The organism is Clostridium lacusfryxellense, from assembly GCF_018861735.1.
Taxonomy (GTDB): domain Bacteria; phylum Bacillota; class Clostridia; order Clostridiales; family Clostridiaceae; genus Clostridium_AD; species Clostridium_AD lacusfryxellense.
Genome location: NZ_JAHLEB010000033.1, coordinates 39,143 through 54,154 on the forward strand (window position 1 = coordinate 39,143; position 15,012 = coordinate 54,154).

General features: G+C 30.5%; 13 protein-coding genes and 1 pseudogene. 3 read left to right on the forward strand and 11 right to left on the reverse strand.

Translation table 11 applies throughout. The features are described 5' to 3' along the window. Positions 1–88: 88 nt before the first annotated feature. The 4 genes from KPL55_RS16870 to KPL55_RS16885 all read right to left on the reverse strand — a co-directional run bounded on the left by KPL55_RS16870 (position 89) and on the right by KPL55_RS16885 (position 7,635). Positions 89–2,152 carry a methyl-accepting chemotaxis protein gene (locus KPL55_RS16870; RefSeq protein ID WP_216307912.1) on the reverse strand — a complete coding sequence of 688 codons (2,064 nt, stop codon included), beginning with the start codon at positions 2,150–2,152 and terminating at the stop codon, positions 89–91. Between the two features lie 85 nt (positions 2,153–2,237). Beyond that, the gene (locus tag KPL55_RS16875; protein ID WP_216307913.1) at positions 2,238–4,676 is read right to left on the reverse strand and encodes a glycoside hydrolase family 94 protein; all 2,439 of its coding nucleotides are present in this window, start codon (positions 4,674–4,676) and stop codon (positions 2,238–2,240) included. A 248-nt stretch (positions 4,677–4,924) separates the two neighbouring features. Next, a complete protein-coding gene (locus KPL55_RS16880; protein ID WP_216307914.1) occupies positions 4,925–6,574 on the reverse strand; it encodes an FMN-binding protein in 1,650 nt (549 codons plus the stop codon). Positions 6,575–6,588: 14 nt separating this feature from the next. Next, the gene (locus KPL55_RS16885) at positions 6,589–7,635 is read right to left on the reverse strand and encodes an FAD:protein FMN transferase (RefSeq protein ID WP_216307915.1); all 1,047 of its coding nucleotides are present in this window, start codon (positions 7,633–7,635) and stop codon (positions 6,589–6,591) included. Between the two features lie 224 nt (positions 7,636–7,859). Here KPL55_RS16885 and KPL55_RS16890 point away from each other — a divergent pair, with 224 nt between their 5' ends. Beyond that, the gene (locus KPL55_RS16890) at positions 7,860–8,033 is read left to right on the forward strand and encodes a hypothetical protein (protein ID WP_216307916.1); all 174 of its coding nucleotides are present in this window, start codon (positions 7,860–7,862) and stop codon (positions 8,031–8,033) included. 144 nt (positions 8,034–8,177) lie between these two features. On the opposite strand, the gene KPL55_RS16895 is transcribed toward KPL55_RS16890, so the two are convergent. The 7 genes from KPL55_RS16895 to thrB all read right to left on the reverse strand — a co-directional run bounded on the left by KPL55_RS16895 (position 8,178) and on the right by thrB (position 14,132). Continuing rightward, positions 8,178–9,245: an alpha/beta fold hydrolase gene (locus KPL55_RS16895; RefSeq protein WP_216307917.1), complete on the reverse strand. Its 1,068-nt coding sequence runs from the start codon at positions 9,243–9,245 to the stop codon at positions 8,178–8,180. A 158-nt stretch (positions 9,246–9,403) separates the two neighbouring features. After that, a complete protein-coding gene (locus tag KPL55_RS16900) occupies positions 9,404–10,045 on the reverse strand; it encodes a hypothetical protein (RefSeq protein WP_216307918.1) in 642 nt (213 codons plus the stop codon). Positions 10,046–10,129: 84 nt separating this feature from the next. Then, positions 10,130–10,405 (reverse strand): hypothetical protein, encoded by a 276-nt coding sequence (locus tag KPL55_RS16905; protein WP_216307919.1) that lies wholly within the window; start codon positions 10,403–10,405, stop codon positions 10,130–10,132. Between the two features lie 384 nt (positions 10,406–10,789). Continuing rightward, complete coding sequence (locus KPL55_RS16910; RefSeq protein WP_216307920.1) at positions 10,790–11,389, reverse strand: nitroreductase family protein; 600 nt, start codon at positions 11,387–11,389, stop codon at positions 10,790–10,792. Between the two features lie 118 nt (positions 11,390–11,507). Further along, positions 11,508–12,209 carry a pirin family protein gene (locus KPL55_RS16915; protein WP_216307921.1) on the reverse strand — a complete coding sequence of 234 codons (702 nt, stop codon included), beginning with the start codon at positions 12,207–12,209 and terminating at the stop codon, positions 11,508–11,510. Positions 12,210–12,234: 25 nt separating this feature from the next. Beyond that, positions 12,235–12,681 carry a MarR family winged helix-turn-helix transcriptional regulator gene (locus KPL55_RS16920; protein ID WP_216307922.1) on the reverse strand — a complete coding sequence of 149 codons (447 nt, stop codon included), beginning with the start codon at positions 12,679–12,681 and terminating at the stop codon, positions 12,235–12,237. A gap of 563 nt (positions 12,682–13,244) precedes the next feature. Continuing rightward, entirely contained in the window at positions 13,245–14,132 is an 888-nt protein-coding gene (gene thrB, locus KPL55_RS16925) for a homoserine kinase (protein ID WP_216307923.1), read from the reverse strand. A gap of 282 nt (positions 14,133–14,414) precedes the next feature. Between thrB and KPL55_RS16930 the strand changes: the two genes are divergently transcribed. After that, positions 14,415–14,606, forward strand: coding sequence for a hypothetical protein (locus KPL55_RS16930; RefSeq protein ID WP_216307924.1), 192 nt, complete (start codon positions 14,415–14,417; stop codon positions 14,604–14,606). A 124-nt stretch (positions 14,607–14,730) separates the two neighbouring features. After that, positions 14,731–14,901: pseudogene (locus KPL55_RS16935) on the forward strand (DUF503 domain-containing protein); the annotation flags it as partial. Positions 14,902–15,012: the final 111 nt, after the last annotated feature.

Genomic DNA, 15,012 nt, shown 5'->3' on the forward strand with positions numbered 1-15,012 from the left:
GAAATTTATACTACCCCTGAAGTTTTCTTTTTGTTAGGGTATGTAACTCACACAAATATATTTGGGAGACTTTCCTTATGAAATGTCGTTAAAAGCTAAAATTTCGTAATATCTCTTTTAGTCTCTCTGCCTTTTCATTTAAGCCTTGTGCCAATTTATGCATGTCTTCGTTTGAACTATTTTGGATTTCCACTGAAGCAGTCACCTGCTGCGTTGCAGCAGCACTTCTCTGCGCAAGCATTGATATATTACTTATGTTATCTGATAAACTAATCTTCCCCTTTTCAATCAGATTTATGCTATTAACAGAATTATGCATTGCATCAACCACGCTTTCTATAGCGAGTTTTATTGAATCAAATGCTTTAATAGTTTTCATTACTTGAGCTGTCTCATCTGAAAATGCTATTTTTGCATTATTTGATATCTCTATAGTACTGCTAATTGAGTCATTTACTTGCTTTATTATTTTACTAATCTCAATAGATGCACCTTGTGATTGTCCAGATAATTTTCTTATTTCCTGGGCTACTACTGCAAATCCCTTACCAGCATCCCCTGCTCTTGCAGCTTCAATTGATGCATTTAATGATAATAAATTAGTTTGATTTGTTATTTCATTTATTTTATTTAATATTAATAATATATTTTTTGTATTGTCTTTGAGTTCTGAAATAGTGTCAGAAACATTAGTTATAGCTTTAGAATTGCTGTCTGATGATTCATTTAACCCCTTAATAATATGTCTGCTATCCTCAAGTACCAAGAAACATTCGTCTGCTGCTCCTGACACTTTTCCGAGTCCCTCCACACCTTTATGGATATCTAAATCTAAATCATTAGAGGTTTCTTCACATTGCATTGTATTTTCTACTTGCTCTCCAGAACCAATTGTGATTTCAGCAATCGCAGCGGTAACTTGTTTTGAAGTTTGCGCGTTTCCCTCGGTAAAATTAAGTAACTGATTTGAAATCTCATCAGTTTCTGATGCTAGAGCGGTTGTTGTCTTTAACATAAATCTTAATTTTCTAGTCATAATATTAAAATTTTCACTTAATGCGTTAAGCTCAAGGATTCTACTGTTTTTGCTTTCAACCATTAAATTACCGTCAGCGAGCTTCTTTGTAAGCCCAATAATTTCATTTATAGGTCTTGAAATCTGCATGGATGTGAATAAGGAAATAATAACACAAGCAATTAAACACAAAATCATAATTACTGAAGTGTATTTTTGTATATTAGTAGCCGTTGCTGATAATTCACTTTCAGGGACTACAGCCACATATTTCCAATCATTTAATTTTGACTGAGTATACACTCCAAACATCTTAGTATTACCATCTTTAAATGTAAAATCACCATTTCCACTGGTTTTTATAGCACTATAAACATTGTCCTTTAATTTTGTTCCAGCTAATTTACTATCCTTATGTGCTACAATTTTGCCATTTCCATCTATAATGTATATATATCCCTTTTTACCTATTTTTGAATCTTTTAATGCGTTATTTAAAATATCTACACTAATATTTATTTCTAAAATCCCTATAGTCTTTTTTCCACTTGTATTTTTAAATAGACTTATACTACTTAAATAACTCGCTGAGCGACCCTCTATTATCTTGGCATCATGTGGCGGTAACCAATATGGCCTCCCATCATTTTTAACTACTGTGTTATACCAAGGCTGTTTTTTAGTTTCTGTCATAGCGCTATTAGACTCTTCCAAAGTTCTTGGATTTCTAGGAAAACTAGATGTTAAACCATTTTCACTGTAAAATGTTATCCCACTTATAATATTCATACTATTACTTAACGTTGCATTTGTTAGTTCATTTTCAATTAGAACTCTATTATTATCCTTAATCTCATCAGTAACCTTATCATTATTAATTAGTGATATAAACTTTTTATTAGAATATAACTGTGCTGGCATATTATCTACAGAACTAGTTATTATTTCTACATAATTTTTGTTTTGCATTAATGTTTCCGTTGAAGAACTTTTAAAATCCTTAATAACGTTTGCCTTTGTTATAAAATAAGTAGAAACCCCCGTTACAATTAATGAAACCATTACAAGCAATGAAAAAGTTATTGTTAATTTTCCTAAAAGACTTTTAGCATTAATCTTTATAAACCTTTTCTTCATATTTGCACCCCTAATATTCTTTTTTTGTCAATCGTTTACAAGTTATTTTCAACAAAAATATAAGGAGGGTTTACCTCCTTATGTTTTAATTACCCATTTCTATTACTACTTTATGTGCATTTCCATCTCCAAATACGGGTAATATGTCTCCTTGTATAATTTCCCCATCAACTGTTATTACTTTAACTCCTTTGCAAACATGCTCTGGATTTTTTACTATAATGTTATATGTGTCCCCTCTATATACTCTCTCAATCTCAAACCCATTCCAATCCTTTGGAATACAAGGATTAACACTAAGTCCATCATATTCTGGTTTTACCCCTAATATAAACTGAGTGATTGCGAAATAATTCCACGCAGCAGTTCCTGTAAGCCATGAGTTTTTAGCCTCACCATGTCTTATTGCATCACTCCCAGCTACCATTTGCGAATAAACATAAGGTTCTGTTCTATGAATCTCACTTATATCTTCAAGAAATGCTGGCGCAATGTTTTTATATACGTCAAATGCTCTGTCACCTCTACCTAAAACTGTCTCTGCTATCATTATCCATGGATTATTATGACAGAATATACCTGCATTTTCTTTATATCCTGGTGGATAAGATGAAATTTCACCAAGGTTTATGTCATACTTGCTATATGGTGGGTTCAATAACATTATTCCATATTTAGTGTCTAATCTTTCCTTTACAGAATCTAGTGCTTTTAATGCTAATCCCTCTTCTACACCAATACCCGCCATTACGCAGAAACCTTGTGATTCTATATATATCTGACCTTCGATGTTTTCTTTGCTCCCAACCTTATTTCCAAAAGCATCATATGCTCTTAAAAACCAATCTCCATCATATCCTTTTTCTATTACAGTTTTTCTCATTTCATCAATGTGATTCTGCGCAATTATCGCTTCTTCATTTAGACCAAATCGTTTGCATAGTTCTACATATTCTGGTCCTATATACACGAACATTCCAGCTATTAGAACTGATTCGGCAACTCTTCCATCTGGATCTCCAAATGTTTGAAAAGATTCGTCTGGTTCTGTTGAAAAACAATTTAAATTCAAACAATCGTTCCAGTCAGCTCTTCCGATTAAAGGAAGTCCATTAGGTCCAAGATTATTTATAACATGATAGAAAGACCTCTTTAAATGCTCCATAAGTGTATCTTTTATATTTTCATCACTATTGAAAGCCACGTGTTCATTAAGTATTGTGAAATCTCCGGTTTCCTTTATATAAGCTGCAGCGCCTAGAATTAGCCACAACGGGTCATCGTTAAATCCCCCTCCAACTTCAGAGTTTCCTTTTTTGGTTAGCGGTTGATATTGGTGATATGCTCCACCATCTTCAAATTGAATTGCTGCTATATCTAATATTCTTTCCCTTGCTCTTTCCGGAATTTGATGAACAAATCCAAGTAAATCTTGATTTGAATCCCTAAATCCCATTCCTCTGCCAATCCCAGACTCAAAATATGATGCACTTCTAGACATATTAAAAGTTACCATACACTGATACGGATTCCATATGTTTACCATACGATTTAACTTGTCATCATCCGATTTTATGTTATATTTTGATAATAAGTTCAGCCAATACTTACTTAAATCTTCAAGTCCTTTTTCTACTTGAACATCAGTACTAAACTTAGCTATCATATCTTTAGCCAATGTCTTGTTAATAATACCAGGACTTTCCCACTTCTCTTCTTCTTCATTTTCAACATATCCAATTATAAAAATCAAACTTGTTTCCTCACCTGGTTTTAGTTTTATAATTTTACTATGAGATCCTACTGGTGACCATCCACTAGCAACAGAATTGTTGGATTTTCCACTAATTACTGTTTGTGGTGAATCAAATCCATTATACAATCCTAAAAATGATTCTCGATCTGTATCAAATCCATCTATATCGGCATTTACAGAATAGAATGAATAATGATTACGTCTTTCTCTATATTCAGTTTTATGATAAATGACTGAGTTATCTACTTCAACTTCTCCTGTACTAAAATTTCTTTGGAAGTTAGTCATGTCATCATATGCATTCCATAAACAGAACTCAACAAATGAAAAAATAGTAATTTCTTTATCCTCACTCGATGTGTTTTTTATTTTTAGTCTGTTCACTTCTCCATGATACTTTAAAGGTACAAACATTAATTGTTCAACTTCAATACCATTTCTTTCACTTTTAATTTGAGTATATCCTAGTCCATGCCTGCATTCATAAGAATCTAATTCTGTTTTTACGGGCATATATCCTGGTGTCCAAACATCTCCACCATCATTTATATAATAATATCTTCCCCCACTATCCACTGGTGCACTATTATACCTATATCTAGTTAACCTACGTAGCCTTGCATCCTTATAAAAACAATATCCCCCACTAGTATTTGAAATTAATGAGAAAAAATCATCTGTTCCAAGATAATTAATCCATGGATACGGAGTCTTAGGCGTAGTAATAACATATTCTTTATTTAAATCATCAAAATAACCGAATTTCATACTTTATTCCCCCTTATATTTCTATAATTCTATCTTATAGAAAATAATTGAAAATATCAATAATCATAGAGGGGTTTATTACCCCCTATTTCTTACATTAGATTTAATTAACGCGTGTTTACTACATTTATTATAACTTATTAGATTTTTTATAACTTATTTGTATTTTGATTTATATTGCCATCTTTTTTAAGCAATAAAACAGGCGACATATACAATATATCACCTGTTTTATCTTATATCTATTACTATACTTTAGCTTGAGATAATGCATCTTGCGTTGCACTAATAATTCCCTCGCAACTATAAGTGGCTCCTGATATTGTATCTACTGAAGTTGATTGAGCTGAAATTATCTCTGAAATAATTCCACTTTCAACATTTTCATAAAATCTTGGAGTATCTTGATTTGACACTGTTTCAATACTAATAATTTTATTATCTTTTATTGTAACTGACATTTCTGTTGTACCTCTTCTGTAACCAGTACCAGTTCCTGTGTAGGTTCCATCGGTATAACTTACAGTATCTTTTGTTGTTATGCTAGCGCTGTCATCTGTAGTATTAGCAGTTGAGGTTTCGTCATTAGTAGTCGTGCTTGAGTTATCGTTACTAGAAGTTGATACACTACTGTCCGAACTTGCTACACCAGTACTTGTATCAGTAGTACTTTCATCAGCAGTGCTAATAGAAGCGGTACTTGCTGTCGAACTTGCCTCTGCTTGAGTTAATGCATCCTGCGTTGCATTTATAATCCCCTCACAACTATAAGTTGCTCCTGAAATCGTATCTACTGAAGTAGACTGATTTGAAATCATTTCAGATATTATCTCACTTTCAACATTTTCATAAAATCTTGGAGTATCTTGATTTGATACTGTTTCAATATTAGCAATTTTATTGTCTTTTATTGTAACTGATATTTCAGTTGTACCGCCTCTATAACCAGTACCAGTTCCTGTATATGTTCCGTCCGTATATTTTTGAGAAGTACTAGTTGTACTAGTCGTTGTATTTGTAGAACTACTAGATGTTGTGGTTAATCCACTTTTAGCTAAGGCAATCCCACCTAAATTGTTAACACCATAAAGTCCTACCATAGCAGCTATTGCTAAAGAACTGGCCAGTTCTGGGTTTATATTCTCACCAAGAACATTTACCTTAGTATTGTTTCTAGGACATGTTTCAATACACTTAAAACAGTTAATACAATCCCCACCACATACACTTTCTACTTTGTAAAGTGGTAATCCCATTGAACAATTATTTGTACAAACTCTACACTTTCCACATTTTTCAGAAGGTTTTATAATTTTCAATATACCTATTCTTGAAAATATATTAAAAACAGCTCCTAAGGGACATAAATATCTACAGAAAAATCTTTCTACAAAGAAAGCACCCACCGTTATTAAAATCAAAAACACAACTCCAATAGTGTAATCTGATAATACCTGAGGAAAATCAGTTATTAAAGCAAAAGCATCCCAAGGACTTGTAGTATCCAAAACACTACTTCCCATTGTCCACACAACAACTATAAGTAATAGTAATACTAAATATTTAACATATTTTAGCGCCGCATCTAGTTTTTCGTTTACTTTAAAGTTAATTTTAAATACATGTTTTGATAATAAATGAAGTAAATCATTATATGTTCCAAAAGCACAAATCCACCCGCAGAAAAACCTCCCCAGTACTATAGTTATTATAATAGCAGTTACAAACTCAATTAAACTAGGGAAGACCTGAATGAAATTAAGATCACCTTTAATTATCATTTCATAAATACTTTTAAAACCCGAAAATGCCAATATAAATAAGCCTGGTGATAAAATAAACATTAATAATTGCACTGCTAATCTAAATATTTGTATTCTCTTTATCTTTTTTTTCATTTTTACCACTCCTTTTAAATGCTATTTTTATATACAAATTCATTATTCGTAAGTGTAACTTTTCCACTCAAACCTGATGTAACATAAACTTCTTTATTTTTAGTTATGAATATTGCATCTATGCCTTTCATTTCTTCAATTAACCTCATAGCCTTAAACACTCCCATAATATATGTACCTGTCGAAAGTCCATCCCCATCTATAGAATTATCAGAAATTATTGTAGAACTTATAATATCGCTTTCAGAAGGGTAGCCAGTACTTGGGTTTATTATATGATGAAATTTTTTACCTCCAGTCTCAAAGTACCTTTCATAGTTACCTGAGGTAACTACAGATTTGTTTATTACACTTATAGTTAAAGCAAATTCTCCACGTCTTTTAAACGGATTTTGAATACCAACAGTCCAAGCGTTTCCATCATCTTTACTTCCAATTACAAATATGTTTCCTCCAAGATTTATAAGAGCACTTTTGATTTTATTTTTAATCATTATGTCTCTAACTTGATCTGCTGCATATCCTTTCGCGATACCTCCAACATCGATTTCCTGTTTTTCATTCTTTAAAAGTATAGAACTATTATTTTTATCTATTACTATATCCTTGTAGTTTACAACCTTAAGCTTTTGTTTAATTTCACTACTACCTGGGACTCTAACATCTTCTTTGCCAATGCCCCACAAAGCAACTATTGGCCTAATTGTGATATCGAAAGCCCCTTCTGATAGCATGCAATATTTTATAGCCTTTTCAATAACATAATAAGTATCCTCGCTCACTATTAACGACTGTTTCCCAGCATATTGATTTATTTTTGAGATTTCGCTATTTTCTTTAAATACAGACATTTTGTCGTCAATCTCACATAGCTTTCTAATTGACTCGTCAATAGCTTTATTAGCTTTTCTTCCACATACTTTTAATTGATTCAAGGTGCCAAGCGAATAAAATTCGCGAGATATATACTCTTTTATATTTCCAGATATAAGTAATAAAATTAAAATAATACCTATTATTACTGACATTATAATTAATGCATTTTCAATATTAAAAACCATAACTACCAACCTTTCATCTAGTAAATTAATTTATAAGAACTTAATTTACTTACCTTCTATGTATTTATATTAACAAACAATTATGTATCTCATATCAAATGATTATGTGTTTTTTATGTTATTTTACTGATATACTTTTCACTAAAATGGTTAAACTATATGAAATACTTGATATCAAAATTATTTACAAGTTCATAATTTTCTTATTTGAAGGGAGAATGTTAATGGATAAACATAAATTAGGAAAAGCAAAGAATTCAGTTAATGAATTAGATGCTAATAAAGGCAGTGGTGGTGTTTCAGACACTGAAATGGCAATTATGTATAAACTATCTAACATGACAAATGACATTGCTGATGTACCTGTTGAAGAAGAATTAAAATTAAAAACCAAATAATTAAAAAAAGCCTCATACTTAAGGTAACGGGTTTACTTTAGAGGTGCAATCCTATAAATAACATCATTTTCAACAATGATTTATACAACAAAAAAGGTATGATAAATTAACAATTTATCATACCTTTTAACATCTAATTATATATTATTTTGATTTAAAATCAATTATTGATGAAATAACTTTCTCAAAACAGTTATTAGTGGGAATATGCCCTGAGTTTTCAAATACCTTTATCTTTAAATTAGGATTATTTGAATTTTCAACCACCTGTTTTGCTATAGAAGTTGAGGCTACTATATCATCCTTTCCTTGCAAAATGAGATATGGGACCTTTAGTTGTAATAACTCTTTTGTTAAATTAATATTAAACATTTCTTCTAAAACATTTGAATTTGTTTGAACATTTTGATTACCATCTACGATTGTTCCATAAGCATTTTTAAGGCTATAATCTGGACTAAAAAACGTTTTAAGTATTATTTTATAGAACCGAGAATTACTTTCATCTTTATCCTTATAAAAGAATCCATTTGTATATTTGCTTATTAATGCGTAGACTTCAAGCCGTGATTTCATATCACAATTATCTGATTCCATAACGTGTTTTAATACTTTACGTTCATCTACTGTTAAATCACATTGAACCAGTTGATTATAAGTATCTTTATCTTTTGCCACATCTCTAATAATCTGACCGTATGCAACAACTCCATTTATATCATTGGGCAACCTATTCGCAACCTTACAGGTCAATACAGTACCCCAAGACATTCCGAAAAGATATATTTTTTTATTAGGGAATTGTTTTTTCATTTCTAATACTAAATCTGACAACATATTCGCATAACTATCAATAGTAACGTCATGATTAAGTTTTTCATAATTTTTTGCACAACCATATTGGTCCCAATACACCATAATATATTTGTTCGTTAGTTCTGGGAATATACCTCTACAGCCAACATTAAAAGGAATCGGAGAGCCTGGACCTCCATGAACTGTAATCATAATAGGTAGGTTTTTTGTTTCGCCTTCCAAAAGTACAGTTTGCATTTTATTATCAAGTTTGACTTGCTGTAACTCACTTATTTCGTTCCTGTTCGTTGAGTTTCTTAATGTGACTTGGCAAATAATAAATCTAACGAGAAAAAATATCACAAAAATACTAATAATAATTATTAGCACCTTAGTTAATTTCTTTTTTCCTTTCATATGTATTCCCCCTTCTTTTATCTTTAATAATTTTATTAAATGAATAATTCCTTATCTATTGTAATTATATGATTATAATTGATTATAGTTAAAAAAGCTAAGTTTCATTAAACCAATTACAAATTCCTTCATTAAATCATAATATTATGAAAAATATATTATATCACTATACTTAAATTTCTTATTTGCAATACCAATCTGTTCTTGGGTAATATTAAAATCATAAGCGATATCGGCTCTAAACACATATCTCGAATTAATATCGCTACTTGCAACAAGATATGTTTGAAATTTTGTGTTTTCAATGTCGTAGCGTACGCCACCCTTACCTTTCCTTCTAACATTGTTAAGGAAATATAAAAGTATTTTCTATTATCAAAAGCGTTCTTGTCACCATCTGAACATCCATCCTTATGAAATTTATACTGTTTTTCCTTATCAACCACAGAGTTTATATTAATTAACCTTTTGATTTCCTCTGCAACAGACCAATTTGAAACAGTTTCAGTGGTGCAATTCATACTTATACCCTGTGTGGTTTTGATAACATCATCATTGCATACTATTCCACGACTTGCGTTTGAACGAACACCTACCATTTTATATCTTGATGGATTTCCTTTTATGCTTTCAAATTTTTCTTGTGGTAGTCCAATCCACTTACAAAATGGGTTATTACAATAATTCATTTGAATAGGAGTAACTGTTGATTGTACCTTTAAATATGATGGTGTAAAGACTAAATACCTATATTTTTTTCCAAAGTCAATAGGGGTAAGAGCCTTGTAGTCAGTGTCCATCTACTCTAATTCTATATTTGAATATGGACATATTGTATTTATATCTAATGAGGTTTCATTTGCCAAATCTTTTAGTTTAGACAATTATATATCCCACATAATATTAGTAGGTCCAGTTAAATCAACGTCTGGCTTATCTACTCCGAATATGATTCCATCTATTTTCTTTTTACTTCTACGTTTTCCAAGCCATTGAATAAAGAGTTTATCTTTCAAAATATTTTGCAAAAGCATATCAACCACCTCTGCCTCATCATAATCAGTATATTTCGAATAATATTCAACTATCAATTTAGTCCTACGTGAAATCTTCCAAGAAACATTCTCTTTATTAGTATTTTTAGGCTTAATAAATTCCATCATATCCCTCCATTCAAAATATATATTACTATTTATAGTATATCCCTTTTTAGTTATAATAGACATTTTGCATGACTTCTTGTACTCATTTTTACAAGCATTTTTACATATGTAATTAAATTATTACGTGTGTTTTTCTTATTACAAAAAGTTATGTAATTTTAATAGTAAAGTATTAATAAATTGCCATTAATACTTGTATATAAGCCAAAATAAAGAGTGCAAAAATTAATGTAATTTTGCACTCTAAAACTATTGTATTTTTGTCTTTTGCACCCCTAAAGTAAACCCGTTATACTTAAGGATGGCTTTTTTAAATTTAATTTTTTATATTGTCTTACCAGTTTAGTTAACAAATGTTATAAGCGCAATAAAAAGTATATATTACTTAAATATCTTAATACGATCTTCAAGTGGTAGGAACTGCTTTTCGTCAGGTTGAGCTGTTATTTTACCAAATGGCATTTGTGCAAGAAGTTTCCAGTTGCTTGGTACACTCCATTCTTTTTTCACTTGGTCCTCAATGAGTTCGTTATAATGTTGAAGTGATGCTCCGAAGCCTTCTAATTCTAATGAAGTCCATACAACATATTGATGCATTCCACTTGATTGAAGCGACCAAACTGGGAAATTATCTTTATAAAGAGCAAATTGGCTCTGAAGTGTTTCAATTACAGTAGTATCTTCAAAGAATAAAACAGTTCCATATCCATTACCAAATGAATTTATTTTATCCTCAGTCTCACCGAATTTATCAGCAGGAACTATTTTTCTTAAAGTTTCTTTTGTAATGTCCCATAGTTTATCATGGTGTTTACCTAGTAATAAAACTACTCGTGCACTTTGAGAATTAAATGCTGATGGTGTATTTTTTACAGCCTTCTCAATAAGTTCTTGAATTACCTCATCGCTTGTTACCTTTTCTTTACTAATTGCATAAAACGAACGTCTGTCTGCCGCAGCAGTATAAAAATCTTTTTTCATATTATTATTCCTCCAATTATTTATTTATTATTTTTTTATTAATATTATTTACATATAGAAGTTAATATATCCATAGTTAAGCATTAGATAATTCTTCTAATATAATCCACTATTACTATTATGATGACTTTCTCATTTCTACAACAAGAAAATGTGAAAGTAAATCTGCCTGTATTTTTATATTTTCATTAGAAATTTCCATGGCATCTCTTTCATTTAGAGTAATCCCATTAATATTTGATCTTCCTTCTATTTGAACTAAATATGCCTGCCTATCATCTTTTACTTCATAATATATTTCTTTATTCTCTTCTAATTCCAAAACTGATATATTTACATCTTGATTGACTTTTATAGCCGCATTTCCTTGATTACTAGATACCATATTTAGCCATTTGTTTTTTCGTTCATTCCATTCAAATTTATATTCACCGTAGTTGGGTTTATGCCCACTTTGATCAGGAAGTATCCATATTTGAAGAAATCTTGCTATATTTTCACCTAAATTATGCTCACTATGATAAACCCCTGTACCTGCACTCATGTATTGAACATCACCACGTTTTAATGTTCCTTTGTTGCTCATACTATCAGCATGTGTTAACTCTCCTTCTACAACATAGGATATAATTTCCATATCGCGATGAGGATGTGTATCAAATCCTGTATGAGGATTAACTAAATCATCATTTATAACCCTTAGCACACCAAATCCCATGTTCTCAGGGTTATAATATCCAGCAAATGAGAAGTGAAATTTACTTTTTAACCATCCGAGATCACTTAACCCCATTTTTCCACTTTCTAGTTTTCTTAACATCGAAAATCTCCTTTCTTAAATTTTTTCATATTCCAGATAATTTTTTAAGCAAATTTATCAAATCTTTCTTTTCATCTGTTGTTAAAACACTAAAGACATCATTTATATTTTCTAAATGTTTCGGGAATATCTCTTCTATAAGGGCTCTTCCTTCTTTAGTAATACTTATTAAATTAACTCGTTTATCTTTTGAATCAATACATCTCTTTACCAAATTTTCCTTAACTAAATTTTCTATAACTACAGTCATATTTCCACCAGTCGAAAGAATTTTTTCTATTATTTCGCTGACCCTTAAGTCTCCTTTGTGATATAAGACCTCAAGGACTGCAAACTGAGAAACTGTTAAGCCTGCTTCCTTTATAGTTGTGTATTCACGTCTATGAACACTATGAGTACATCTACTTAATGCTATTAATGCTTTTAAATTAAGATCTATTAATTGTCCATAAGTATTTTTTTCTTTATCCATATCTATAATATAGTACTAACTAGTAATATAGTCAAGCTTTTTCAACAAAATTTCTTCTTTAATAATTATTATCTTCAAATAATCTTAAACTTATAGTAACACTTTACTGTGTTGCTAGTATTATATAACTAATGAGGTAAAAATATATGAGGAGGTAGTTTATTATAATTAAAGCTATTAACTTAAGTTATCCTAGAAAAACGATAATTAATACTTTGAATAATCTTATTTTTGAGGCAAAACTAAAAGATATTAGCCGATCTGAATATAAAAAAATAATAAGCTCAACTATTGTAATACTTTTTTTAAGTCAACAGATTGCTTATGCGCATCCTTCAATGCTAGAAAGCAACAGAACAATAGAATTTTTAGATAATTACGGGCCACCCTTAATTCTTACTGCAGTTGACCTTTTAAAACTTAGCATACCCCTATTTCTACATATGAAAAATTTACGGATTACTAGTAATTAAGATTACTAGCAATTAGGATTGCTCGCAATTAAATAAAATCAGCTAATACATTAATTTACCTAATGTATTAGCTGATTTTAGTATGTAATATTAAATATTTTCTATTACTAGACCATCTTCATCAATTTCTAGATTTAGAGTTTCCCAATTTTCTGGCAAGCCTTTCAAGAATTCTTTCAGCTTGTCCTCAGTATCATTATCATCTTTTTTAAGCATTACCATAATTGTTGGACCAGCTCCACTTAAAAATGCCCCTAATGCTTCACTCTCTTTAACAAAACTTGTAATTTGGTTATAATTTTTTATTAAACCCATCCTATAAGGCTGGTGGAGTTTATCCTGACAAGCAAATTTAACCGCTTCATAGTCACCATTAACAAGTGCTATAATAAGCATAGAAACCCTACCTACATTAAAAACTGCATCTCTAAGACGTACTTTTTCCGGAAGCACTGCCCTTGAATCATCTGTTGATAGCTGTAGTTTTGGTATTAGCGCACAGAATTTCACACCTCCACTAATTGGAACTTTATTATAATGGGCAACTCCATTTTCCATAATTGAAACAGTCATTCCACCAACCAATGCTGGGGTAACATTATCCGAATGACCTTCAATCTCACATGCAAAATCTAAAACCTCTTGTTTAGTTAAAATATCTCCACATAACCTATTAGCAGCAACAATTCCAGCTAATATACATGTAGCACTACTTCCAAGGCCTCCACTAACTGGTATATCTGTTTTAAATGTTAATCTAATCCCTCTCGGAGCTTTTAAAAGCTTCTTAAAAGTTTTTAACATCGAACTATAAACCAAATTATTTTTATTTGCATATTTTTCATCGCAACCTAGAATCTCAAGTCCAGTTTCTATCTCTTCAACAATAAATTTATTATAGAGTTTGAAAGCTACTCCAAGAGTATCTAATCCAGGTCCCATATTAGCACTTGTGGCAGGTATTCTGATCTCAAACATGACTTTTTGCAACATTTTCTTTGCTTTTAGTGCTAAAACAATTCATATAGTAGCCTCCTAATACGACAAGATTTATCCATTATATTATATATAGTATACTTTTAGAGGTAAAAATTCAAGTTTTCTTTAGAAAATAAGAATATTATATTGTTTGATTTTTTTGTTAGACAGGTATATTAAGTATCTAAATAGTTAAAACTACCTAAGCAATGAATCTATTAACATTTATTAAATCAATCTCAAATAGAATAAAAATATAGTATAATACAAGGAGGATCTACAATGAATAATTTCCAGAAAAAAGTTGAGGACGTAATGGATTCAATAGTGGAATCAAATTCATATAAATGTGAAACAAGAAGTGATTTAAAAAAAGTAGCAAAAGCTTTGGTAGAAACTAATGGAAATATACCTGATTTTAAAAAGTATGATCTAGCTACAAAACATTGGAAGAGTGCTAAAAAGTTCCTCTAAACACACTTATATTAAATATTAAAAAAAATTCTAATACAAAAGCAGTAGTCATTGTGCTGCTTTTTTTGTACATAATATATTAAAATAATAAATTTAATGTGGAGTTAAAAAAGATGGTGATAATATGAAAATTTTAATTTTAAAAGTTTCCCTAAGAGCATCCTGGTCACATTCATTAAAGGAAAAGCGAATGGTTGTAAGAAGTATTGTTCAAAAACTAAAGAATAAATTTAACATATCCGTAGCAGAAGTAGATGAGCAGGATATTCACCAAATAATAGTTATAGGCATTGCATGTGAATGATACTATATAAGTGTACCACTTGAAGCTATTTCGATATCGAATTAGTTTACCATCTAACATTAAATTCCTGTAAAATGGTAGTAACTATCTTACAGGGGGGAT

Bases quoted from the DNA above. Each gene is read 5' to 3' on its own strand.
- thrB (WP_216307923.1), bottom strand. From the start codon at position 14,132: ATGTTTGAGATCAGAATACCTGCCACAAGTGCTAATATGGGACCTGGA.
- KPL55_RS16930 (WP_216307924.1), top strand. From the start codon at position 14,415: ATGAATAATTTCCAGAAAAAAGTTGAGGACGTAATGGATTCAATAGTG.
- KPL55_RS16910 (WP_216307920.1), bottom strand. From the start codon at position 11,389: ATGAAAAAAGATTTTTATACTGCTGCGGCAGACAGACGTTCGTTTTAT.
- KPL55_RS16875 (WP_216307913.1), bottom strand. From the start codon at position 4,676: ATGAAATTCGGTTATTTTGATGATTTAAATAAAGAATATGTTATTACT.
- KPL55_RS16890 (WP_216307916.1), top strand. From the start codon at position 7,860: ATGGATAAACATAAATTAGGAAAAGCAAAGAATTCAGTTAATGAATTA.
- KPL55_RS16880 (WP_216307914.1), bottom strand. From the start codon at position 6,574: ATGAAAAAAAAGATAAAGAGAATACAAATATTTAGATTAGCAGTGCAA.
- KPL55_RS16870 (WP_216307912.1), bottom strand. From the start codon at position 2,152: ATGAAGAAAAGGTTTATAAAGATTAATGCTAAAAGTCTTTTAGGAAAA.
- KPL55_RS16915 (WP_216307921.1), bottom strand. From the start codon at position 12,209: ATGTTAAGAAAACTAGAAAGTGGAAAAATGGGGTTAAGTGATCTCGGA.
- KPL55_RS16900 (WP_216307918.1), bottom strand. From the start codon at position 10,045: ATGGACACTGACTACAAGGCTCTTACCCCTATTGACTTTGGAAAAAAA.
- KPL55_RS16905 (WP_216307919.1), bottom strand. From the start codon at position 10,405: ATGGAATTTATTAAGCCTAAAAATACTAATAAAGAGAATGTTTCTTGG.
- KPL55_RS16885 (WP_216307915.1), bottom strand. From the start codon at position 7,635: ATGGTTTTTAATATTGAAAATGCATTAATTATAATGTCAGTAATAATA.
- KPL55_RS16920 (WP_216307922.1), bottom strand. From the start codon at position 12,681: ATGGATAAAGAAAAAAATACTTATGGACAATTAATAGATCTTAATTTA.
- KPL55_RS16895 (WP_216307917.1), bottom strand. From the start codon at position 9,245: ATGAAAGGAAAAAAGAAATTAACTAAGGTGCTAATAATTATTATTAGT.